The following is a 22,271-nucleotide window of genomic DNA, read 5'->3' as shown; positions in this document are numbered from 1 at the left end:
GGCGCAGCTGAGAGTTCTCTCAGCGTGGCGGCTCGGAGCGGGGGCACCGGGGTTAATCTCAGGGTTCGTCTCAGTGAACTACCTGACCCTTCGGTGTGTCCGTGTCGCCGAAGATGGTGCGCACGATGACCCACAGGAGGGGACTGCAAGTGAGCGCGTCCGATGGAGTCGCGGCCAGAGCCGTTGACGTGTGGAAGTCTTACGGGTCCGGCGATGCCGCCGTGACCGCGCTCGCGGGGGTGAGCGTCGACCTGGAGAAGTCCAGGTTCACCGCGATCATGGGCCCGTCGGGGTCGGGCAAGTCGACGTTGATGCACTGCCTCGCAGGGCTCGACGACGTCACCAGCGGTGAGGTGTGGATCGGTGACAAGAAGGTCACCGGGCTGAAGGACCGCGGGCTCACCGAGCTGCGGCGCGACAAGGTCGGCTTCATCTTCCAGCAGTTCAACCTGCTGCCGACGCTGACCGCCGAGGAGAACATCACGCTGCCACTGGCGATCGGTGGCAAGAAGGTCGACCGGGCGTGGTTCGACGTCGTCGTCGACACGGTGGGTCTGAGGGACAGGCTGACCCACCGGCCGACGCAGCTCTCGGGCGGTCAGCAGCAGCGCGTGGCGTGTGCGCGTGCCTTGGTGTCGCGGCCGGACGTGGTGTTCGCGGACGAGCCGACCGGCAACCTGGACTCGCAGTCCGGTGCCGAGGTGCTCGGGTTCCTGCAGCGGTCCGCCCGCGAGTTCGGGCAGACGATCGTGATGGTCACGCACGACCCGAACGCCGCTTCGTACGCCGACCGCGTCATCTTCCTCAAGGACGGCCTCATCGTCCGCGAACTGCTGTCGCCGTCGGCGGATGAGGTTCTGGACACGATGAAGCACCTCGACTCTGCCAAAGTGATCGAACGCAGTGGTAGCAGCCATGTTTAAGGCGACTATCAAGAGCTTGCTGTCGCGCAAGCTCCGGCTGGTGCTGTCCGCGCTCGCGGTGGTGCTGGGCGTGATGTTCGTGTCCGGTTCGTTCGTGCTGACCGACACGCTGCAGCGGTCGTTCACCGACCTGTTCTCGTCGGCTTTCGCCAATGTGGACGTTTCGGTGTCGCCGAAGACGGAGAAGGGCAAGGAGCCGGAACTGCTGACGCCCCAGGCGATCTCCGACGTGAAGTCGGTGCCGGGCGTGGCGTCGGCGGTCGGCGACGTGCAGGGTTCCGCCCGGCCGATCGGCAAGAACGGCAAGGTCATGACCACGTCCGGGTCGCCGCGCTTCGGCAGCAACTGGACGGGCAACGGCCAGGAGAAGATCCGCGAGGGCAGGGCACCTCAGGCAGACGACGAGGTCGTCGTCGGCGGTTATCTCGCGTCGACCGGCGGTTTCAAGGTGGGCGACGACATCGGGCTGCTCACGCTGGAGCCCAAGAAGACCTTCAAGATCACCGGCATCTACGAGTACGCGGGCGGCCGTGACTCGCTGGGCGGCGAACTCTCGGTGGCGTTCACCGAACCGGTCGCGCAACAGTTGTTGCTGGGTAAGAAGGACGCCTACTCGTCGATCACCGTGACGGCGGCCCAGGGCACGACGGACGACGCGTTGCGCGACGCCGTCGCGGCCAAGCTCGGCTCCGGTTACGACGTGAAGACCGGTGCCGTGCTGGCGAAGGAGCAGGCCGACCAGATCAACGAGGGCCTGAAGTTCTTCAACTACGTGCTGCTCGGGTTCGCCGGCATCGCGTTGTTCGTCGGCATCTTCATCATCCTCAACACGTTCTCCATCATCGTCGCCCAGCGCACCCGTGAGCTCGCGCTGCTGCGGTCGATGGGCGCCTCGCGGGGCCAGGTCATCGGGTCCGTGGTGCTGGAGGCGTTGGTGATCGGCCTGATCGCGTCGATCGTCGGCCTCGGGGCGGGCATCGGCGTGGGTGCGTTGCTGGCCAACATCTTCAGCTCACTCGGTGGCGGCAACCTGCACCTCGCGGGCATCGGGGTGCCGATGTCGGCGATCATCTCGTCGTTCGCGGTGGGCATGATCGTCACCGTCGTCGCGGCCGTGATGCCGGCGCTGCGGGCGTCGCGGATCGCGCCGGTCGCGGCGATGCGGGAGGCGGCGACGCCGGACCGTCCGCTCACCAAGATCACGATCATCGGCGCGCTGGTGGCGGCACTGGGCGGGACGAGCCTGGGCTTCGGGTTCAACCAGGCCTCGCTGCCGTTGATCTTCGGCGGCATCCTGGTGGCGTTCGTCGGTGTCGCGCTGCTGACGCCGTTGCTGTCCAAGCCGATGGTGTCGCTGATCGGGCGTCTGCTGTCGTGGTCGATGCCGGGCCTGCTGGGACGCCGCAACTCCGCGCGCAACCCGCGCCGGACCGCGATCACCGCGGCCGCGCTGATGGTCGGCATCTCGCTGATCACCGGCGTGAGCGTGGTGCTGACGTCGGCGACCAAGTCGATCGAGAAGCTCGCCGCCGGGCAGATCCAGACGGACCTGATCATCTCCGGCGAGGGCCAGATGGAGGGTCAGCCGGCGACGTTCAAGCGGGACGCCCTGACGCAGGTCGAGAAGACCGACGGCGTGAGCTCGGCGTTCGGCTGGTCGTCCGACGGCGTGCTCTCCGGTGACGACCAGCTGTTCGCGATCGCGCCGACCGACGTGGCAGCGATGAAGACGATGTTCGGCCTCAAGCCGAAGACCGGCGACATCGCGCCGCTGAAGGACGACCAGATCGCGATGCCGGAAGACCTCGCCGCCGAGAAGGGCTGGTCGGTCGGCAGCAAGGTCACCCTGCAACTGGCCAAGGCGAGCGAGCCGAAGACGTTCACCATCGCGTTCGTCTGGGCCAAGACGCAGGTGCTGCAGGGCGCGCTGGTGCTGCCGGAGTCGGCGGGCAAGGACTTCCGGTCCGACCAGATCGGTCAGGCGTTCCTCCAGGTGAAGCCGGGAACGTCGGCGGCGGACGTGCAGAAGCGCGTCGAACCGCTGTTCGCGGACAACCCGGAGATCACCGTGCAGGACCGCAGCGCGTTCGTGAAGCAGACGACCTCGCAGTTCGACACGGTCCTGCTGATGATCCAGATCCTGCTGGCGCTGGCGATCCTGATCGCCGTGCTCGGCGTCATCAACACCCTGGCGCTGTCGGTGATCGAGCGGACCCGTGAGCTCGGTCTGCTGCGGGCGATCGGCATGCGGCGGTCGCAGGTGATGCGGATGATCACCGTCGAGTCGGTGGTGATCTCGGTGTTCGGCGCGGTGCTCGGTCTCGCGGTCGGCGTGGCGCTGGGTCTCGCGACCGTGCAGGCGTTGAAGGACCAGGGCATCTCGGAGATCGGGTTCCCCTGGGTCACCATGGTCCAGTACCTGGTGGTGGCCGCGTTCGTGGGGGTGATCGCGGCGATCCTGCCCGCGATCCGGGCGGCGCGTCTCAACGTGCTGGACGCGATCGCCTACGAGTGACCTTCGAGTCCTACGAGTCGTGTCCAGGTTTCCACCAGCCACGACTCGTAGGCCTCGATCGTCTGTTCCGTGGTCCTGGTGAGCAGCACGTAGGTCTCGGCCTGGCCGAGCACCGCACCCGTCTGCGCGACCCAGTCCACGGTCTCGTTCGAGATCAGGCCGTCGGCGGCCAGCTTCCGGAAGAAGCCGCCGATGGCCTGATGTGTCTGCGTGCGGGCCGCCTGCGCGCGTTCGGCGATCTCCGGTTCGATCGCCTCGGCCTGTTGTGCCACCCGCAGGAGCGCGCCCGTGCGTGCCATCAGCTGCGCGCTGATGCGGGCCATGCGCGCGATGCGTTCCTCGGCGGTCGGCGCGTTCATCGCCTGCTGGAACCAGTCGCGATCCGCCAGGGCCACGCGGTGGTAGTCCCCCGCGATCGCCACGTCCAGGCAGCGTTGCAGCAGCACGGCCTTGGTCGCGAACCGCACGTACACCGTGCGGGCCCCCACCCCCGCGTGTTTCGCCACGTCGGCGAGCGTCGTGGCGACGTAACCGCGTTCGGCGAACAGTTCGGTCGCCGCCTCGATGACGCGGACCTCGGTGTCCGCCCGGCGCGCCGCTCGCAAATCCCTGTTGACGTCCTCTGCCACATGTTGCAGTCTAACTGCATAAGTGCAGTCTCACTGCAACCAAGGGGTAACGATCATGAGCGCACCGCTGCTGGACGGCATCCACCACCTGAAGCTGCCCGTGTCCGACCTGGACAAGTCACTGGACTGGTACACGACGAACCTCGGCTACGAGCTGATGGTGAACTTCGTCGAGCAGGGCGTGCGGATGGGAGTGTCCCTGGATCACGCCAGGGGCGGACCGCCGCTCGCGCTGCGGCTCAACCCCGACCAGGCGGCCGCGTCGGCGGGGTTCGACTACTTCTCCATCGGCGTGCCGGGCCAGGAGGCCATCGAGGCACTCGCGGCGCATCTCACCGAGCACGGAGTCGAGCACGACGGGGTCATCAGGACGCCGGTCGGCTGGGTGCTGCCGGGTGTGCACGATCCGGACGGCCACGAGGTCCGCTTCTACACGGTCCCGCTGGAACTGCCGGAGGGCTTGCCCAGACCGTTCACCAGAGAAACGTGAGTGCTGTGCTGTGTTTGACACGAGTAACCAGTACAGCCGTGCTGTTCCCCGATGTGCGCCGGGGCGCCTGAGGTGGCGCTGTGCCAGACCGTCGCGAGCAGGCACAGCGCCTCGATTGGTCAGGCGTGCGGGCAGGTGTCCCGATACGCCGAGATGAGCGTGTTCGGCGCCGGGGCCGGACACAGGAACTGGTCGTAACGCAGGTCGTCGTCGACGAAACGCTTGAGCCACGACAGCGTGTACTTCCGGACCGTCACGTTGTCACTGCGGGGCGCCGAGTGGTCGCCGCCGCGCAGTTCGAGGAACGCCTTGTCGGGTGCGGCCGTCATCGAGTTGTAGAACGGCGTGGAGTGCTGGGAGTTGGGGGCGGTGGGGTCGTTCTGGCCGCCGAGCACCATGGTGGGCACCTGGACCGTCGGCCAGCTCTTGGTGGTGTGCCAGCCGGCCATCGGGATCGAGGCCTGCAGGGCGGGGCGGGTCGCGGCGGCGCGCAATGCTCCGCCACCGCCCATCGAGTGCCCCATCACGGCGAGGCGCGAGGCGTCGACGCGGGGGTTGGTGCGGACCACGTAGTCCAGGGCCGCGAGCAGCTGGCGGCCCCGGCTGTCCGGGTCGTCGAAACCGGACAGGGTGTTGATGGTGATCACCACGAACCCGTAGGACGCCAGCCGCGGACCGAAGTGCGCGACGGACGACTGCGTGGCGGTGAAGCCGGGTGAGACGGCGACAGCGCCGAACGTGAGATCGCTGGTCGGGGTGTAGACCGTGCCGCCGCCGAAGTTCGACTGACGGGCGACGGAGGCCTGGGTCACGGCGAACGTGCCGCGGGAGGCCTCGACAGATGCGGCCGTGGGTGCCGGGCCGCGTTCGTAGGGGTTGGCCGCCGCGGTAGCGGTGGCCGGGACGGTGGCCGGGATCAGCGCCAGAACGAGCGCCGCAAGCACAGATTTGATGCGCACGACGATGTACACCTCAATTGGTTGCAGGGGAACCAAAAGCGACGGCGAGAGTCACGCTACCGCCCAGTAGCCCCGTGAGGATTCGGCCACTCGGATGGTTGCCGAAGCGTTTCGACGCCGTTCGACGGAAAGTCACCTCGGACGAGTCCGGTTACCCACCGCAGCAGACCGGGACGTTGTCGTCCGGTTCAGTCACCGCAGCGGCGGTATGCGGCGAATCAGACGGCGCACAAAGGTGATCACGTGCCCACTCGGAGACAGTTCCTCGTCCTGAGCTCGACAGCGGCTCTCACCGGTCTGCTGGCCGAGTCTCCCGCGTCCGCCGCTGACGCCACCGCCCAGCCGTACGCGTCCTACTGGCACCCGGCCACGATCCTCGACTGGGATCCGTCGACGGACCGGGACGCCCGGTACAACCGCAGCACCGTGCCGCTGGCGAAGCGCGTCGTCCCGGCCAGACCGGCCAACGCGCACGCCCACGCGGGCGAGGCGCGGGTGCAGGCGCTGGTGGCGTACGCGCCGACGAGCAACAACCCGGCGCAGGGCTCGCTCGACATGAACTACTACGCCACGAACTACTGGCAGTACATCGACGAACTGGTGTTCTGGGGCGGTTCAGCATCCGAGGGCCTGATTCTCGCGCCGAACCCGACCGTCACCGACGCCGCGCACCGCAACGGTGTCCGCGTGATCGGCAACGTCTTCCTCCCGCCCACCGCGTACGGCGGCCAGATCCAGTGGGTCCGCGACTTCGTCCGGCGCGAGGGCGACAGGTTCCCGGTGGCGGACAAGATGATCCAGGTCGCGCGGCACCACGGGTTCGACGGCTGGTTCCTCAACCAGGAGACCGCCGGCGGCAACGCCCAGCTGGCCGCCGACATGCGCGACTTCATCGTCTACCTGAAGAAGAGCGGGCTGCGGGTCATCTGGTACGACGCGATGACCGACTCCGGCAGCGTCTCCTGGCAGAACGCCCTGACCGCGCGGAACCAGATGTTCTTCGCGCAGTCCGACGAGATGTTCCTGAACTTCTGGTGGAGCACGCAGGGTCTCGCGAACTCGGCGGCGCTGGCGAAGCAGATGGGCCGCAGCCCATACGACCTGGCCTCCGGGGTGGACGTCGAGGCGAACGGTTACAACACGAGCGTCGGCTGGGCCTCGGTGTTCCCCGAGGGCAAGCCGCACACCACGTCGCTCGGCTTCTACCGTCCGGAGTGGACTTTCAAGTCCGCGTCGAGCCCGGCCGACTTCTACGCCAGGGACAACAGGTTCTGGGTGGGCCCCAACGGTGACCCGGCGAACACCACGACGACGGCGAACTGGAAGGGCGTCGCGCACTACGTCACCGAGCTGACGCCGATCACCTCGCTGCCGTTCGTGACGAACTTCAACACCGGCCACGGCAGGAAGTTCGCGGTCAACGGGATCCTGCGGTCGTCCCAGGTGTGGAACAACCTGTCGCTGCAGGACGTGCTGCCGACCTGGCGGTGGAGCGTCACCGGCACGGGCCCGAAGGTGACGCCTTCGCTGGACTGGGACGACCCGTACGACGGCGGCACCGCGCTCAAGATCACCGGTACGCCGCTGTCCTCCAACGACGTCAAGCTGTTCGCGACGTCGCTGAAGCTGACCGGCGACAGCCAGTTCGAGATCGTCCACCGCACCGGCACCGGTCCGTCGCGGCTGCAGGCCGTGCTGCGGTTCGGGACCGTGGAGAAGGTCCTGGACCTCGGCGGGGTGTCAGGGGCGTGGCGGCGCAGCGTGTTCCCGCTCGGCGAGCACTCCGGGTCGACCCTCACCGAGATCTCGCTGCGGGTGCTGCCCGGCGCCGCGGTCACCGCGCTGATCGGCCGGATCGGGGTCACGAACCCGGTCCTGACGCCGCCGGTGGCACCGTCGAACGTGCGGGTCGAGCAGGTGAGCCGCACCAACGCGACAACGATGTCGGCACGGCTCACCTGGACGCGCTCGGCCGGCGCGGTCCGGCAGTACCGGGTCTACAAGTGGACCGGGACCGAGCGGATCTTCCTCGGCGGCACCACGAACGACGCGTACTTCGTGCCCGCGATTCCGCTGAACCCCGGCGAGACCGCGCAGATCGAGATCGAGGCGGTCACCGAGGCGTTCGACGTCTCACCACCCGCCCGCGTGGCGATCACCGGAACACCCTGACCGAGAAACCGGAACTTCTGAACGTTTCTTTCGGATTGACGGCCGATCGCGGTCTGCGCCATGCTCGACCTGCGTGAGAGCGCTCTCCCAATCCTGCTGCGGAGAGGAAAGCTTCAATGAGGAAGCCTGTCCTGCACTTCAGCGCCATCATCGGACTGATCGCCGCCGCGCTGAGCATTCCTGTTGCGGCGCAAGGGGAACCGGTGCGAGTAGCCGAGTTCCTCGCGGAGTGTCCCATCAGCCATCGCCTGCCGGACGACCCGATCGTCCTGCCGAACCTGGCCGGTGCGTCCCACTCGCACGACTTCTTCGGCAACCACTCGACGAACGCACGCTCGACCACCCCGCAGTCGCTGGAGGGGCAGACCGGCAACTGCAACCCGGTCGCGGACATCTCGTCGTACTGGGTGCCGACGCTGTACCGGAACAACACCGCGATCGCCCCGACCGGGGTCACCTTCTACTACCTGGGTGAGGGGGTGAACAACCCGGCGGCGATCCAGCCGACGCCGTACGGGCTCAAAATCGTGGCCGGCAACGCCAAGGCCACCGGTGACCACGACAGCATCGCGCGCTGGTCGTGCCTGCACGCCGGGCACGTCAACCCGTCCAAGAACTTCGTGGTGTGCCCGGCGGGCACGATGCTGGAGACGTACCTGGACTTCCCGCAGTGCTGGGACGGCCGCAACCTCGACTCGGCCGACCACAGGTCGCACATGTCCTACCCCGTGGCCGGTGGATGTCCGTCCTCGCACCCGGTCTCCGTGCCGAAGCTCAGGATGGTCCTGCGGTATCCGGTCAACGGCAGCACCGCGGGGCTGCGCCTGTCGTCGGGCACCGGGCAGACGATGCACGGCGACTTCTTCAACGTGTGGCCGCGCGCCGAGATGGAACGCCGCGTCCGCAACTGCATCAACGTGGTGATGAAATGCGATCACGCCGGAAACCACGGCTGATCGTGGTCCTGCTGGCAGGCCTTCTCTCGGCCTGCCAGCAGGAACCCCCTCCCCCACCGCCCGTCCCGAACGGTTACGGCGCAACGGAACGCGCGTTCGTCGAGCTGGCGATCGCGACCGACGAACAGGCGTTGAAACTGGTCGAGCTCGGCGGTGACCCGGCGCTGATCGAGAACCGCAGAACCGAGCTCACCGAGTTGCGGAAACTGCTCGACGCGCCGTACGTCAACCACCACGCGGGCCACGACATGCCGGGCATGCCGACGGATGCCGAGATCGCGCTCGCGTCGACCAGCCCGGACGCGCTCAAGCAGTTCGTGCACGCCCATCTCACCGAGTCGCTGGAGGTCCTGCGCTCGGCCGGTGCCGCGATCACCCACCCGCCGACCGCCGACGTGGTCGAGCTGATGGAACGCCACCGCACCACCGAGCTCGGCGCCGGGTGACCGTCAGGTCCGGGTGCGCACCGGCATGGCCCGCGCGACCGCCCACGTGAGGGCCATGGTGATCATCCACGCGAACACCGACACCACGTGCCAGCCCTCGCCGAGCAACTCCGGGGCGTCCCGGAAGACGGGCAGGTCGTCGGTGCCCGGCATGGTGATCCCCGGCACGGCCACCAGCGCCAGACCGACGGGCAGGGTGAGCGCCCCGCCATAGCCCCACCGGTCGAACGCCGCGGTCACGAACATGCCGACCCCGCACCACACCGCGAACATCAGGGTGTACGCGAGCAGCGACCCGTGCGGGTGGTTCCGCCAGCCCATCACGTCGTAGACGCTGTCTTCGACGAGGAACCCGAGCCACGCCAGCACCGACATCGCGACGGCGAAGACCGCGCTGAAACCGGTCGCCGCGGCCAGGAACTCACGGCGGGTGCGGCCGTGCGCGATCGCGATCGGCAGCACGTTGTGGATGACGTACACCCCCACCCAGAGCACGAACCAGCGCGCGATCTGCACGCTGACCATCATCCACCCGCTGAACACGATGTCGGCGAACAGCGAGAGGGTGAACGTGGCGGCGAGGACCGCCAGGAAAACGCAGGCGGCGACGATCGCGCCGTACGCCACCAGCGTCGTGGTCAAGTGCCGGAAGACCTTCACCGCTTGCCTCCGACCGGTTCGGTGAGGTGGACGAACAGGTCCTGCAACGCGATCGGCCCGAGCTCCAGCCCGAGCTGACGGGCCCGGATCAGCTGCGAGTCGTCCAGCGTGCCGTAGACCATCGCGGCCTTGGTGCGCCCCAGCGACTTCTCGCCCAGCACGGTCAGCCCGAGGGTGAACTCGTCGACGTCCGAGGCGTTCCCGGTGACCTCGGTGCCGCGCGAGCGCAGCACGTCCGCCTCCTCCTGCAACACGAGCCGGCCGCTGTCGATGATCACGACCTCCTCCAGCAGCGAGGCGAGCTCCTCGATGAGGTGGGTCGAGATGATGATCGTGCGCGGGTGGGCCATGAAGTCGTTGAGCAGCGCGTCGTAGAACGCATACCGGGTGGGCGTGTCCATCCCGACGTGCGACTCGTCGAGCATCGTCAGCGGCGACCGGCTGGCGAGCCCGACGACCACGCCCAGAGCGGACCCCTGTCCCAGCGACAACGCACCGACCTTGGTCTTCAGGGAGATCCCGAGCAGGTCGGTCAGTTCGAGCGCGTAGGCGTTGTCCCACGTGTCCCGCCACGCGGCCCCGTACTCGAGGACGTGCGACACCTTGTCGCCCTTGCCCGCGGCATCGGACATGTGACGCACCAAGCACACCTGCCGCATCGCGGCGGCGTTCTCGAAGACCGGCTCGCCGTCGAGCAGCACCGAGCCGGCCGGCTTGCGATAACCGGCCAGGGCGGACATCAGGCTGGTCTTGCCCGACCCGTTGCGCCCGAGCAGTCCGTAGATCTTGTTGCCGGACAACGAGAAGCTCATATCGTCGACAGCCGTCACCGAGCCGTAGCGCACTGTTAAGCCCTGCACGTCGACGCGCATCACACCTCCCCCTTCTCGTGCTGCTCGATCCGGCGGACGACCTCGGCGAGCGGAATGCCGATGGCGCGCGCCTCCGCGACCATCGGATCCACGACCTCACCGAAGAAGGTCTCCCTCCCCTGTGCCCGCAGCATGTCCCGAGCCTGAGTGCTCACGAACATCCCGATCCCCCTCTTCTTGTAGAGCACCTGCTCGTCCACGAGCTGCTGAAAGGCCTTCGCGGCCGTCGCCGGGTTGATCCGGTAGTACGCGGCGTACTGGTTGGTCGACATGACCTGCTCGTCCGCCTTCAACGCCCCGCTGAGAACGTCCGCCTTGATCCGGTCGGCGATCTGGCGGTAGATCGGGCTCCGGTCGTCGAACATCGCTTACTTCCTTGGTTCGTTACTCATGTAATGAACCATAGCAGTGGCGCGGTAGCATTGACCACGTGGTCGGGGTCGCGATCCTGTGCGCGGTGCTAGCCGCCGCGTGCAGCGCACTCGGCGCGATGTGGCAGCACGCCGGCATCCGGGAGCTGCCCGAGCTGAAACTGACCTCGGCGCACCGCCTGGTGTCGTCCCGCCGCTGGGTCTACGGCTTCCTGGTGCTCTTCGCGTGCGCGGTCCTGCAGATCATCGCCCTGTCCCTGGCCCCGGTCTCCGTGGTCGCCCCGCTGAACGCACTGGCCATCCCGATCATCGCCGTGGCCAGGACCCGCCGCGTCACGAGCCTCCTGGCGATCGCGGTGCTCGTGGCCACCGCCGGAATCGTCGTCTTCGTGTCCATCACCGCGGGCGAAGCCGTGCCCACCGACGTCTCCCCGAAGGTTGCGCTGCAAGCGGGCCAACTGGTCGTGGCAGGCGTCCTGGTCTGCACGGTCGCGGCCACGTTCACCACGGGCACGGTCCGTTCACTGGCGTTGGCGGCGGGCGCCGGCATCCTCTACGGCCTGGTGGCCGTCCTGGTCCGAGACGTCACCACAGCCCTGCCCGTGATCGAGTGGGTGTCGCTGATCAGCCTGGCCACCGCGTTCCTGGTCGGCGCCTGGTTCATCCAGCTCGGCTACGCCGCCGGCCCACCCGACCTCGTCGTGGCCGGCCAGACCGTCGTCAACCCGATCGTCGCCGCCTGGATCGGCATCAAACTCGTCGGCGAGGGCACCGGCATGAGCGGCCTGACCCAGGCAGGCCTGATCGTCAGCGCGATCGCCGCGGTCTCCGGCACCGTCGTGCTCGCCTACTACCACCGTGTCAGGGTGGAGGTATGACCTTCGTAGTCACCGGCGGTACCGGCGCCCTGGGCAAACACGTGGTGGCCGCACTCCCCGGCGCCAAACCGGTCTCCCGCTCCACGGGCACAGACCTGTTGCGCGGCACCGGCTTGGGCGCTCTACGAGCAGACGTGATCGTGCACTGCGCAACGTCGTTCCGGCACGAGGTGGCCATGACCAAAGCAGTACTGGCGGCCCGACCCGCGTACCTGGTCTACATCTCGATCGTCGGCTGCGACAGGGTCCCGCTCCCCTACTACCGCCAAAAGCACGCGGCCGAGCGGTTGATCACAGCTTCCGGCGTGCCTCACACGATCCTGCGCGCCACCCAGTTCCACTCGTTGCTGCGCAAGATGTTCGACAACCTCTCCAAGCTGCCGCTGATGCCAGTCCCCGGCTTCGCCTTCCAACCGATCGACGAAGCCGAGGTCGCCCTGGAACTGGCAACGCTGGCCCAATCGGCTCCCACCGGCACGGCCCCGGAACTGGGCGGCCCGGAAATCCAGGAAGCCACCGCCTTCGCCCGCACCTACCTGACCGCCACGGCAAAATCCCGCAAACTGGTCACACTGAAGGCCCCGGGAGCCACCTACCGCGCCTACCGCGCGGGCGGAAACCTGACTCCAGCCCGCGCGGTCGGCAACCGAACCTTCGCGGACTACCTCACCGGATAGACGCCGGACGCAGGTCCGTCCAGTTCTCCTCCACGTACGCCAGGCAGGCCTCGCGGCTCTCCTCACCGAACACCTTGCTCCACCCGGCGGGCACCTCCGCGAAGGTCGGCCACAGCGAGTGCTGCTGCTCTTCGTTGACCAGCACGAAGAAACGGCCCTGCGGGTCCTCGAACGGGTTGGTCATGTCTTTTCCTTCCTCACCACTACTTGACAGCCTGAAGCGCCGACACCGACTCGGCCCCCACCACCGGCCGCCGCAGAATCGACTCGAGAATCTCCCCCACCCGCACCGCCGTGTTGGACAACAGCGACGACGTGATGCCGTGCGTGTGCTCGGTCCCGCCCTGCAGGTAGATCCCGCCCCGAACGTCCTTGGTAGTGACCACCCGGTAGTCCCGCGTGACCTTCAACCGCCCGCGCTCATCCCGCTCACAAGCGTCCGCCACCTCACCGAGCAACCCCACGGGATTCGCGGGCCGATACCCGGTCGCATACACGATCACATCGGCATCAACCGGCAACTGCCCCCCATCGGCCAACGACTCGATCACGCACTTGCCGTCCGAGTTCACCTCCGTCAACCGAGAGGTGTTGTGCAGCAACAACCGCTGCCTCCCCACCACCTTCTCCCGGTAGACCCGCCGGTACAGCTCCTCGATCAGATCCTGGTCCACCACGCCGTAGTTCGTGTTGGCGTGATACCCCATCAACTTCCGCTTGACGTCCTCCGGCGCGGCATAAAAATCATCCACCGCCGCCGGATCGAAGATCCGGTTCGCAAACGGGCTGTCGTCAGCCGGGCTGTACCCGTACCGCGCAAACACCCCGTGCACCTCAACCTCGGGGAACCGGTCGTGGAAGAACGCCACCGCCTCCGCCGCACTCTGCCCGGCCCCCACCACCACGACGTGCCGGGGGTCCTTCAACCCCTCGACCTTCGTCAGCAAATCCTTGTTGTGCCAGATCCGCTCGCCCGCCTCGATCCCCTCCGGCAGGTTCGCCTCCAGCCCAGTGGCCAACACGAGGTTGCGAGCCCGAACCGACTCCTCCCCCACCTCGACCTCGAACCCGTCACCATCAGCCCGAACCCGGCTGACCGCAGCCCCGTACGAAACATGATGCGCAACCCGCTCAGCAGCCCACTCGAAGTAGTCGTGGAACTCCTTGCGCAGCGGAAACAGGTTCTTGTGGTTGACGAAGTCGATCAACCGCCCCCGATCCCTCAGATAACAGAGGAAGCTGAACGTGCTGGTCGGGTTGCGCAGCGTGACAAGGTCCTTGAGGAACGACACCTGCATGGTCGCGTCCTCGAGCAACATCCCCCGATGCCACCCGAACCGAGCCTGCCGCTCGAAGAACCGCGCCCGAACAGGCAACGCGTGCTCCTCCACCGCGATCGCGAGAGCGAGGTTGGACGGCCCGAAGCCGATTCCGGCCAGGTCTAACACCGGTTCCATCGCGATCCTCTCCAGGCACTCCCAGGCAGCGTAAAGTAACCCTAACTTAACTAAGGCATACCTTAGCTAGTGCATTCGGACGTGATCTACGCCGCTGCACCAGAAACCGCCGAAACGCGAGCAACCCTCAAGCCACCGCCGACGCGTCTCGCAAGGTGACCACCCGCACGAGTCGCGGATCGCAATCACCTCAGACCCGCACGCCCTCCAACCAGCAAGCCACCCGCCGACTGACCTCGACCGGTTCCAACGAGGGCATCCGCTCCCCGCAGACGTCCATCGGCGACGGGCAGCGCGGGTGGAACGGGCACCCGGAAGGCATGGACCGCAAATCCGGCGGCGAGCCGGGGATGCCGCGCAGCTCCCGCCGAGCCCCGCGCAACGCCGGAAACGACGCCAACAACCCCTGGCTGTAGGGATGCCGAGCCGCCCGGTAGATCTCCGAAGCCGGAGCCTCCTCCACCACCCGCCCCCCGTACATGATCGCAATCCGATCCGAAAACTCGACCAGCAACGAAATGTCATGCGTGATGAAGATGACCGAGAAGCCCAACGTCACCCGCAGCCGCATCATCTGCCCAAGAATCTGCCTCTGCACCACCACGTCCAACGCGGTGGTCGGCTCATCCATGATCACGATCTCGGGCTCCAACGCCAGCGCCATCGCAATCATCACCCGCTGCCGCATGCCCCCGGACAACTGATGCGGGTAAGAACCAAGCCGATCAACCGGAATACCCACCAGCGACAACAACTCCCGGCCGCGAGCAGTCCGCTCCGCCCGCCTCATCCCAGGCCGATGAGCCCGCAACACGTCATCGATCTGCGCACCAACCGAAATGACGGGGTTCAGCGCGTTCATCGCCCCCTGAAACACGATAGCGATCTCGTTCCACCGCAGCACCCGCAACTGCTGCTCGGAAAGCCCCAGCAGGTCCTGCCCCTTGAACAACACCTCCCCGGCCGACACCCGCCCAGGCGCCTGCAACAACCGAGTAGCCGCATAGGCCAAAGTGGACTTCCCGCTCCCACTCTCCCCAGCCAGCCCGAGAACCTCGCCCGCCCCCAACGACAACGAAACGCCGTGCACGGCCCGCAACGAACCGTAATCCACCGAGAGATCACGAATCTCCAGCACCGGACTCATGCGCGCACCTTCCGCAACCGAGGATTCGCATACTCGTCAATCCCGAAGTTGATCAGCGCCAGCGCCGTGCCGAGCAACGCGATGCACAGCCCAGCAGGAACGAACCACCACCAGGCACCCTGGCCAAGCGCCTGGTTGCTCTGCGCCCAAAACAGGATCGTCCCCCAGTTCCACGTCGACAACGACACGACACCAACGAACGACAGGGTGATCTGCAGCATCACCGCGAAGATCACCGTGCCGACGAACCCAGAAGCGATCACCGCCATCAGGTTCGGCAGCACCTCGAACACGATGATGCGCCAGGTCGACTCACCGGACGCCCGCGCAGCCTCCACGAAGTCACGCCGCCGCAACGACATCGTCTGCGCGCGCAGCACCCGCGCACCCCACGCCCACGCGGTCAGCGAGATCACCGCCGCGATCAGCACGGTGTCCGCGGACGGCAGCATCGAGGCCACGATGATGATCAGCGGCAGCGCCGGGATCACCAGGAAGACGTTGGACAGCATGGACAACGCCTCGTCGGCCGCACCACCGAGGAACCCGGCGGTCACGCCGACCAGAATGGACAACACCGTCGCGAGCACACCGCAGACCAGCCCGACGACCATCACTCCCCTGGTCCCCACGAGCACCTGGGAGAAGATGTCCTGCCCGGTCATGGTCGTGCCGAACCAGTGCGCGCCCGACGGCGGCGACAGCAGGTCGTCGCCCATCGCCGACGGGTCGTAGGGCGCGATCCACGAGCCGATCACCGCGATGATCGCGAAGAAGGCCAGAATCCCCAAGCCCAACCGAGTTTTGAAGTTCACGAATCAGCCCTCCCGCCGCGTGCGCGGGTCGAGCAGCAGGTAGCCGACGTCCGCGAGCAGGTTCGCCACCAGCACCGCCAGTGTGATCACCAGGAACACGCCCTGCATCAACGGGTAGTCCTTCGCGCCGATGCCCTGGAACAGCACGTAGCCCAGGCCGGGATAGGAGAACACCATCTCCACCAGCAGCGCGCCGCCGACGATGAAACCCAGCGACAGGGCGAAACCGGAGATCGACGGCAGCACGGCATTGCGCGCGGCGTAGGCGAACATGATCCGCCGCTGCGACAGGCCCTTGGCCCGCGCGACCAGCACGTAGTCCTCAGCCGTGACGGTCACCATCATGTTGCGCATGCCCAGGATCCAGCCGGCCACCGAGCTCACCACGATCGTGATGCCGGGCAGCACGGCGTGCTGCAGGACGCTGCCGATGAACTCACCGGACCACTCCGGCACCAGCCCGGCCGCGTACCCGCCGGACGCCGGGAACAGCGGCCACGTCACGGAGAACACCGAGATCGCGATCAGCCCGAGCCAGAAGTACGGGATCGACGACAGGAACGTCGTCACCGGGATGAGCGAGTCCATCCACGAACCGCGTTTCCACCCCGCGTACACGCCCATCAGCGTGCCCAACAGGAACGCGATGACCGTGGTGACGCCGACCAGTCCGAGCGTCCACGGCAACGACTGCGAGAGCACGTCGGCGACCGGCGTCGGGAAGAACGTGAACGACAGCCCGAGGTCACCGCGCAGCAGCGAACCCCAGTAGTCGACGTACTGCTGCCAGATCGACTTCTTGTCGTCCAGTCCGAACAGGACGTACAGCGAGGCCATGGCGTCGCTGTTCAACCTGCCGCCGAGCTTGGTGATCATCGCCTGCACCGGGTCGCCCGGCAGCAGGCGCGGCAGCAGGAAGTTCACCGTGATCGCCGCCCACAACGTGACCAGGTAGAACAGCGCGCGGCGCACCAGGAACGTCATGCCGCCGCCTCCACGTAGAGCCAGCACGCCGCCCAGTGCCCGGAGGAGTCGACCTCGGTGCGTGGTGGCGCGTCGGTCCAGCACCGCGACTGCACCTTCGGGCAGCGCGGCGCGAACCGGCACCCCGCGGACACCGCCGCGACCTCCTCCGGCGGGGCGTCCAGCGCGACCACGGACCGTTCCGGATCGGGCGCGGACTCGATCAGCAGCTGCGTGTACGGGTGTGCCGGCCGCTGCGTCACGGTCTCGCTGTCACCGCCCTCGACGATCTGCCCGCCGTACATCACGAACGTCTCGTCCGCGAAGTAGCGCGCCGACGCGATGTCGTGCGTGATGTAGAGGACCGCTAGCTTGAGCCGTTCCTTCAGGTCCAGCAACAGGTTCAGCACGCCGAGCCGGATGGAGACGTCCAACATGGACACCGGTTCGTCGGCGAGCAGCACCTCGGGGTGTGCCGCCAGCGCTCGCGCGATCGCCACGCGCTGCCGTTGACCGCCCGACAGCTCGTGCGGGTACCGCGCGGCGAAGTCGGCGGGCAGATGCACCCGTTCCAGCAGCTGCTCCACCGTCTCCGGCCGCTTGTGGATCTTCAGCGGCCGGGTCAGGTGGTAGCGGATCGTGTGGATCGGGTTGAGCGAGGCGAACGGGTCCTGGAACACCATCTGGACCTTGCGCCGGTACTCCCGGACCCTGCGCACCTTCTCGCCGTCCAGCAGGATCTCTCCCGCGGTCGGCTCCACCAGTCGCGCCAGCAGCTTCGCCACCGTCGACTTGCCCGATCCCGACTCGCCGACGAGGGCGGTCACGCGCCCGCGGCGCAGGACGATGGAGACGTCCTGCACCGCGCGCACGCGCTTGTAGGTCTTGACCAGACCCTTCGCTTCCAGCGCGACCTCGTTCACGTCTACGACCCCGCGGGCTTCAGCTTCATGACGATCTGCAGGGCGTTGGGCAGGGTCGCCTGCGGCGGACCGTACGGGTCCTCGTCAGAAGGCCAGCCGACCCAGTTCTTCGTGCTGTACTCCGCCCCGATCGGGCCCGCCGAGGTCGGGATCATCGGCACCTGCTCGACCATGATCTTCTGCAGCACCGCGAGGCTGCGAGCCCGCGTCGCGTCGTCGGCGGCGTTCGCGTACTCGGCCAGCGCCGCCGTCGCCGCGGGGTTGTTGTAACGGCCGAAGTTCACCGCCGCGGTCTGCCCGATCGGTTTGATCTCCGCGCCGTCCATGATGTTCTGGTACATCTCGTACGGCGTCGCGCCGGTGTTGGTCCAGCGCAACGAGCCCTGGAACGCGCCGTTCGCGAAGTCGGTCGTCCACGCGTCCGCGGTCTGCGTGCGCACGGTCGCCTCGATGCCGATCTTCTTCAGGTCGCTCTTGATGATGTCGAGCACCGTCAGGTAGTCCGACCAGCCGGAGGGGTTGGTCAGCTCGATCGTCACCGGTTTGCCACCGGGCGCCTTGAGCACGCCACCGTCCAGCGTGAACCCGGCCGCGGTCAGCTTCTGCTTGGCCTTGTCGACGTCGACCTTGAACCGCGCGTCCTTGTACTCGGGCGCGAGGAACGAGTCACCGGCGGGCAACGGCATGCCGGTGGGCGACTCCAGCTTCGGGAACAGCCGCGCCTCCCCGCGGACGAAGATCGCCTCGCGGTCGATCACGTCGCTCATCGCCGCGCGCAGGGCCGGGTTGTCGAACGGCGCGACCGTGGTGTTGAGCCACAGGCCGTGGATGCCGAGCCCGGCGGGGAACCACAGCTTGTGGTGGGCCGGGTCCTTGTCGACGTAAAGCTTTTGGTAGTCCGGGATGAAGACGTACGACCACTGGCTCGCGCCCGACGCCAGCGCGGTGGTCTGCGCCGTGTTGTCGTTGTACGAGGTGTACTGGATCTCCGGCACCTTGGGCAGGTCCTGCCAGTACTCGGTGCGCCGCGCGATCGTGACGGTCTGCGAGGTGAACGACTTCAGCTGGTACGGACCCGTGCCGACGGGGTTGGGGTTCGTGTAGGTCGTCGGGTCCGGGACAGCGCTCCAGACGTGCTGGGGAACCACCATCGCGCTGATGACCTTGTTGCGGTTCACGAACTGCGGCGAGGCGAACGTGACCTCGACCTTGCCGTCCGGCGTCGCCGTCGCGGTCTCGACCTTGAGCGAGTCGCGGTTGTTGAGCGCCGGCCACTTCTTGAGGATCTCGTACGAGAAGGCGACGTCAGCGGCCGTGAGCGGCTTGCCGTCGGACCACTTCACGTTCTCCCGGATCGTGAAGGTGACCTTCTGGTAGTTGTCCGTCCAGTCCCACTTCGTCGCGAGCCACGGCACGGCATCCTGGGCCGGGCGCGTGTTGTTCACGAACGCCAGCGGCTCGTAGATCTGGTAGCGGTAGCCGAGCGAACCCGCCGCCGACGTGGGCAGGAACGGGTTGTGGTTCTCGGTCAGCGGCCCGTTGGGCATGCCCACGGTCAACACTCCGGTGGCCTTGGTAGCGCCGCCGGAGGAGCAACCGGTCGCCGCGAGCGCCAGTGCCAACGCGACGATGATTGTTCTGCGCATGGGGGAATCTCCCGACACGACGAAGCATGAGAGCGCTCTCTCATGCGTACGGCGAACTCGCCAGACCACTGCGGAGGCCTGACGGGTTCGTGTGGAGTTGTGGTGGAGCGGGTGGGTCAGGGCGCGGATTCGCGCACGATCAACTTGGTGGGCAGCACGAGCGGGTGGTCGGGCATCGGCTGTCCCTCGAGCGTGGAGAGCAACATGCGCGCGGCGGCGGCGCCCATCTCCTGTCCGGGCTGGCGGATCGTCGTCAGCCGCGGTTCGGTGTGGTTCGCGACCGGGACGTCGTCGAAGCCGACCACGGACACGTCCTCGGGGACGGACCGGCCGGCCTCGCGCAGCGCCCGCAGCACGCCGACCGCCGAGAGGTCGTTGTGCGCGAACACGGCGTCGAACGGGACACCGCTCGCGATGAGCTTGTCGACGGCGACCTCGCCACCCTCGGTGGTGAAGTCGCCGTCGACGATGAGGTCCGGGTGCAGCGTCAGGCCCGCTTCCGCCAAAGCGAGCCGGAACCCGTCCAGCCTCGCCTGAGTGCACCCGAAGTGCGGTGGTCCGGTGACGACGGCGAACCTGCGACGACCGGCCGCGACGAGATGCCTCGCGACATCAGCGCCTCCCTGCCGGTTCGTCGTCGTCACCGAAGGGAACTCCGGGTGCGAGCCGCGGTCGTCGATCATGACGACCGGCAGGCCCGCCCGGTAGAGCGTGGAGATGTAGTGCAGGGTGTCCGGCGGCTCGACCACGAGCAGGCCGTCGAAGGCGTTGGCGGACACGTGGTTCGCGAACTGGTTCAGCGACTCCGGCCCGCGGTTGATCGTGTAGAGCAGCAGCCCGTACCCGTCGGCTTCGAGCGTGTCGACGATGCCCTGCAGCACCTCGCCCATCCACGGCCAGGTGAGCGACGGCGCGAGCATGCCGACCGTGCGGGTGCGCCCCCGCGCCAGGCCGACCGCACGTGCGCTGGGCACGTACCCGATCTCGTCGATGACCTTGCGCACGCGCTGCGCGGTGGAGGCGTCCACGTCCGGCTTGCCGTTCAGCACACGTGACACGGTCGCTTTGGACACCTGGGCGCGTTGGGCGACCTCTGCGATCGTGACACGCATGCCGAACTTCCTTCCGCCGCCTCTGAAACCGGTTTCGGTACCGGTTCCGACGAGGTGTGACGGAGTCAACAGCCTTTCGTGAGCTTTAGTCAAGGCTCTTTCCCGAAGTTCGTGGGAGCGTTTCCACGGCTGGGGCCATCGCCGCAGGTGAGACCTGATCTTGCGACCGGAATTGGGGTGTCTTGATCGAGTCCGACTTTCCGGTGTCGCTGGTCCGAACGGAGCATCCGGCGCCCCGGCGTTGATCGTGCACAATCAGGGGCATGGGGGTTGTCACGGCAGTGAGCCGCAGCGAGGAGTACACGTTCACCAAGCCGGTCCGTTCGAGCATCACCCTGCTCGCGGGGCTCGGCGTCGAGGGTGACGTCCACCAGGGCGTCACGGTGAAGCACCGTTCCCGGGTCGCGCAGGACCCGACGCAGCCGAACCTGCGACAGGTGCACCTGATGCACGCCGAGCTGTTCGACGAGTTGCGGGACAAGGGTCACGCGGTCGAGCCGGGCCAGATCGGCGAGAACGTCACGACCCGCGGCATCGACCTGCTCGGCCTGCCCACCGGGACGTTGCTGCACCTGGGACCCGAGGCCGTGGTCGAGGTGACCGGGCTGCGCAACCCGTGCGTGCAGATCGACGGGTTCTCGAAGGGGCTGCTCAAGGAGGTCGTGGGCAAGGGCGCCGACGGTGAGCTGGTCCGGCGCGCGGGCATCATGTCCGTGGTGCTGGTGGGCGGGGTCGTCCGTCCGGGCGACGAGATCCGTGTGGAGCTGCCGGCCGAACCACACCGCCCGCTGGAAAAGGTCTAGTCGGGCTCAGTCGTTGCCGAAGTGGTCGTCGAGGATCACCGAGATCGTTCTCCGCGCCTCGACGACCGCCAGATGTGCCGCGTCCCCGACGATGTAGAGCTCCGAGTCCGGCAGGTCGTCCGCGATGTGCCGCGCGCACTCGGGCGGCGTCGCGTGGTCCTGCGCCGCCGCGATCACCACGGTCGGCACGTCGATCTTCACCAGGTCCGGCCGCAGGTCCACGTCCCGGATCGCTTCGGCACAGGCGAGGTACGACGCGACGTCGACGTTCAGCAGCTCGGCGCGGAACCGGGCCACCACCGCGGGCGAGAACGCCGGCGTGAACCAGCGCGACACCACCGCGTCCGCGACGGCCGGCATCCCCTGCGAGCGCACCGCGCTGATCCTTTCGTCCCAACCGGACTTGTCCGGGTACCAGGCCGTGGTGCAGACCAGCGCCAGCCGGGAGATCCGGTCGGTGTGCGCGGCGAGCCACATGCCGACCATGCCGCCGAGGGAGACGCCGCAGTAGTACACCTGGCGCAGTCCCAAGTGGTCCAACAGCTCCACGACGTCCGTGGCCAGCGCTTCGATCGTGCACGGACCCGGAACCGGCGCGCTCCCACCGTGACCGCGGTGGTCGAAACGCAGGAGCCGGAACGGGAGCGAGAAGTCGCGCCACAGGTCGGTGGTCGTGCCGAGCGCGTTGCCGAGTGCCAGCACCGGTGCGTCTTCCGGTCCGGTCAGCGTGTGATGCGGAATCACCGGGGGTCACCTCCCTGCTGAAGACGGTGCGAGTCTGCAGGGAGTTTTCCCAGGCCGCACCCCGAATCCACATCGGACGGCACCGGTCGGGCTCCGCCGTAAGCGTGATGAGA

At 67.5% G+C, this 22,271-nt stretch carries 23 protein-coding genes; 9 read left to right on the top strand and 14 right to left on the bottom strand.

The features are described from left to right. The first annotated feature begins 149 nt into the window (after positions 1-149). Entirely contained in the window at positions 150-923 is a 774-nt protein-coding gene (locus G7043_RS12905) for an ABC transporter ATP-binding protein (protein ID WP_390827113.1), read from the top strand. After that, positions 916-3,438 carry an ABC transporter permease gene (locus tag G7043_RS12900; RefSeq protein ID WP_166045853.1) on the top strand — a complete coding sequence of 841 codons (2,523 nt, stop codon included), beginning with the start codon at positions 916-918 and terminating at the stop codon, positions 3,436-3,438. The genes G7043_RS12905 and G7043_RS12900 overlap by 8 nt, the downstream gene beginning before the upstream one ends. Here the strand turns inward: G7043_RS12900 and G7043_RS12895 are convergent. Further along, the gene (locus G7043_RS12895) at positions 3,429-4,067 is read right to left on the bottom strand and encodes a TetR/AcrR family transcriptional regulator (RefSeq protein WP_166045852.1); all 639 of its coding nucleotides are present in this window, start codon (positions 4,065-4,067) and stop codon (positions 3,429-3,431) included. The genes G7043_RS12900 and G7043_RS12895 overlap by 10 nt on opposite strands. 55 nt (positions 4,068-4,122) lie before the next feature. On the opposite strand from G7043_RS12895, the gene G7043_RS12890 reads away from it, so the two are divergent. Further along, on the top strand, positions 4,123-4,557 hold the full coding sequence (locus G7043_RS12890; RefSeq protein ID WP_166045851.1) for a VOC family protein: 435 nt from the start codon (positions 4,123-4,125) through the stop codon (positions 4,555-4,557). Positions 4,558-4,676: 119 nt separating this feature from the next. Here G7043_RS12890 and G7043_RS12885 read toward each other — a convergent pair whose 3' ends face one another. After that, positions 4,677-5,510: a dienelactone hydrolase family protein gene (locus G7043_RS12885; protein ID WP_390827116.1), complete on the bottom strand. Its 834-nt coding sequence runs from the start codon at positions 5,508-5,510 to the stop codon at positions 4,677-4,679. A gap of 249 nt (positions 5,511-5,759) precedes the next feature. On the opposite strand from G7043_RS12885, the gene G7043_RS12880 reads away from it, so the two are divergent. The 3 genes from G7043_RS12880 (at position 5,760) to G7043_RS12870 (ending at position 9,090) form a co-directional block, all read left to right on the top strand. Next, the gene (locus tag G7043_RS12880) at positions 5,760-7,688 is read left to right on the top strand and encodes an endo-beta-N-acetylglucosaminidase (RefSeq protein ID WP_166045849.1); all 1,929 of its coding nucleotides are present in this window, start codon (positions 5,760-5,762) and stop codon (positions 7,686-7,688) included. A gap of 116 nt (positions 7,689-7,804) precedes the next feature. Next, entirely contained in the window at positions 7,805-8,644 is an 840-nt protein-coding gene (locus tag G7043_RS12875; RefSeq protein ID WP_166045848.1) for a DUF1996 domain-containing protein, read from the top strand. Continuing rightward, positions 8,617-9,090 (top strand): hypothetical protein, encoded by a 474-nt coding sequence (locus tag G7043_RS12870; protein ID WP_166045847.1) that lies wholly within the window; start codon positions 8,617-8,619, stop codon positions 9,088-9,090. The genes G7043_RS12875 and G7043_RS12870 overlap by 28 nt, the downstream gene beginning before the upstream one ends. Positions 9,091-9,093: 3 nt before the next feature. On the opposite strand, the gene G7043_RS12865 is transcribed toward G7043_RS12870, so the two are convergent. From G7043_RS12865 to G7043_RS12855, 3 genes are read right to left on the bottom strand one after another with little or no spacing between them, the layout of a single operon-like run. Then, positions 9,094-9,732 (bottom strand): hypothetical protein, encoded by a 639-nt coding sequence (locus tag G7043_RS12865; RefSeq protein ID WP_166045846.1) that lies wholly within the window; start codon positions 9,730-9,732, stop codon positions 9,094-9,096. A gap of 14 nt (positions 9,733-9,746) precedes the next feature. Next, entirely contained in the window at positions 9,747-10,622 is an 876-nt protein-coding gene (locus G7043_RS12860; RefSeq protein WP_166045845.1) for an ATP-binding cassette domain-containing protein, read from the bottom strand. Next, positions 10,622-10,987, bottom strand: a complete 366-nt coding sequence (locus tag G7043_RS12855; RefSeq protein ID WP_166045844.1) for a GntR family transcriptional regulator — start codon at positions 10,985-10,987, stop codon at positions 10,622-10,624. Before G7043_RS12855 ends, G7043_RS12860 begins: the two co-directional genes overlap by 1 nt. A 65-nt stretch (positions 10,988-11,052) precedes the next feature. On the opposite strand from G7043_RS12855, the gene G7043_RS12850 reads away from it, so the two are divergent. Further along, a complete protein-coding gene (locus tag G7043_RS12850; protein ID WP_166045843.1) occupies positions 11,053-11,871 on the top strand; it encodes a hypothetical protein in 819 nt (272 codons plus the stop codon). Then, positions 11,868-12,548 carry an SDR family oxidoreductase gene (locus tag G7043_RS12845; protein WP_166045842.1) on the top strand — a complete coding sequence of 227 codons (681 nt, stop codon included), beginning with the start codon at positions 11,868-11,870 and terminating at the stop codon, positions 12,546-12,548. The genes G7043_RS12850 and G7043_RS12845 overlap by 4 nt, the downstream gene beginning before the upstream one ends. Here the strand turns inward: G7043_RS12845 and G7043_RS12840 are convergent. The 8 genes from G7043_RS12840 to G7043_RS12805 all read right to left on the bottom strand — a co-directional run bounded on the left by G7043_RS12840 (position 12,538) and on the right by G7043_RS12805 (position 20,611). Beyond that, positions 12,538-12,732, bottom strand: a complete 195-nt coding sequence (locus G7043_RS12840; protein ID WP_166045841.1) for an MbtH family protein — start codon at positions 12,730-12,732, stop codon at positions 12,538-12,540. The two genes, G7043_RS12845 and G7043_RS12840, sit on opposite strands and share 11 nt — an antisense overlap. A 19-nt stretch (positions 12,733-12,751) precedes the next feature. Further along, positions 12,752-14,005: a lysine N(6)-hydroxylase/L-ornithine N(5)-oxygenase family protein gene (locus G7043_RS12835; protein ID WP_166045840.1), complete on the bottom strand. Its 1,254-nt coding sequence runs from the start codon at positions 14,003-14,005 to the stop codon at positions 12,752-12,754. 190 nt (positions 14,006-14,195) lie between these two features. Next, positions 14,196-15,152, bottom strand: a complete 957-nt coding sequence (locus G7043_RS12830; RefSeq protein ID WP_166045839.1) for an ABC transporter ATP-binding protein — start codon at positions 15,150-15,152, stop codon at positions 14,196-14,198. Continuing rightward, the gene (locus tag G7043_RS12825; RefSeq protein WP_313887835.1) at positions 15,149-15,967 is read right to left on the bottom strand and encodes an ABC transporter permease; all 819 of its coding nucleotides are present in this window, start codon (positions 15,965-15,967) and stop codon (positions 15,149-15,151) included. Before G7043_RS12825 ends, G7043_RS12830 begins: the two co-directional genes overlap by 4 nt. A 3-nt stretch (positions 15,968-15,970) precedes the next feature. Further along, complete coding sequence (locus G7043_RS12820) at positions 15,971-16,951, bottom strand: ABC transporter permease (protein WP_166045838.1); 981 nt, start codon at positions 16,949-16,951, stop codon at positions 15,971-15,973. Beyond that, positions 16,948-17,853 carry an ABC transporter ATP-binding protein gene (locus tag G7043_RS50365; protein ID WP_166045837.1) on the bottom strand — a complete coding sequence of 302 codons (906 nt, stop codon included), beginning with the start codon at positions 17,851-17,853 and terminating at the stop codon, positions 16,948-16,950. Before G7043_RS50365 ends, G7043_RS12820 begins: the two co-directional genes overlap by 4 nt. A gap of 2 nt (positions 17,854-17,855) precedes the next feature. Then, positions 17,856-19,499, bottom strand: a complete 1,644-nt coding sequence (locus tag G7043_RS12810) for an ABC transporter substrate-binding protein (RefSeq protein WP_166045836.1) — start codon at positions 19,497-19,499, stop codon at positions 17,856-17,858. Positions 19,500-19,615: 116 nt separating this feature from the next. Then, a complete protein-coding gene (locus G7043_RS12805) occupies positions 19,616-20,611 on the bottom strand; it encodes a LacI family DNA-binding transcriptional regulator (protein WP_166045835.1) in 996 nt (331 codons plus the stop codon). 263 nt (positions 20,612-20,874) lie between these two features. Between G7043_RS12805 and G7043_RS12800 the strand changes: the two genes are divergently transcribed. After that, positions 20,875-21,414, top strand: coding sequence for an MOSC domain-containing protein (locus G7043_RS12800; protein WP_166045834.1), 540 nt, complete (start codon positions 20,875-20,877; stop codon positions 21,412-21,414). A gap of 6 nt (positions 21,415-21,420) precedes the next feature. On the opposite strand, the gene G7043_RS12795 is transcribed toward G7043_RS12800, so the two are convergent. Further along, positions 21,421-22,158 (bottom strand): alpha/beta fold hydrolase, encoded by a 738-nt coding sequence (locus G7043_RS12795; RefSeq protein WP_166045833.1) that lies wholly within the window; start codon positions 22,156-22,158, stop codon positions 21,421-21,423. Positions 22,159-22,271 lie beyond the last annotated feature (113 nt).

It is taken from the genome of Lentzea alba, from assembly GCF_011067745.1.
Lineage (GTDB): Bacteria > Actinomycetota > Actinomycetes > Mycobacteriales > Pseudonocardiaceae > Lentzea > Lentzea alba.
Note: the sequence above shows the minus strand (reverse complement) of the source record. Positions and strands in the feature narration are given on the sequence as shown.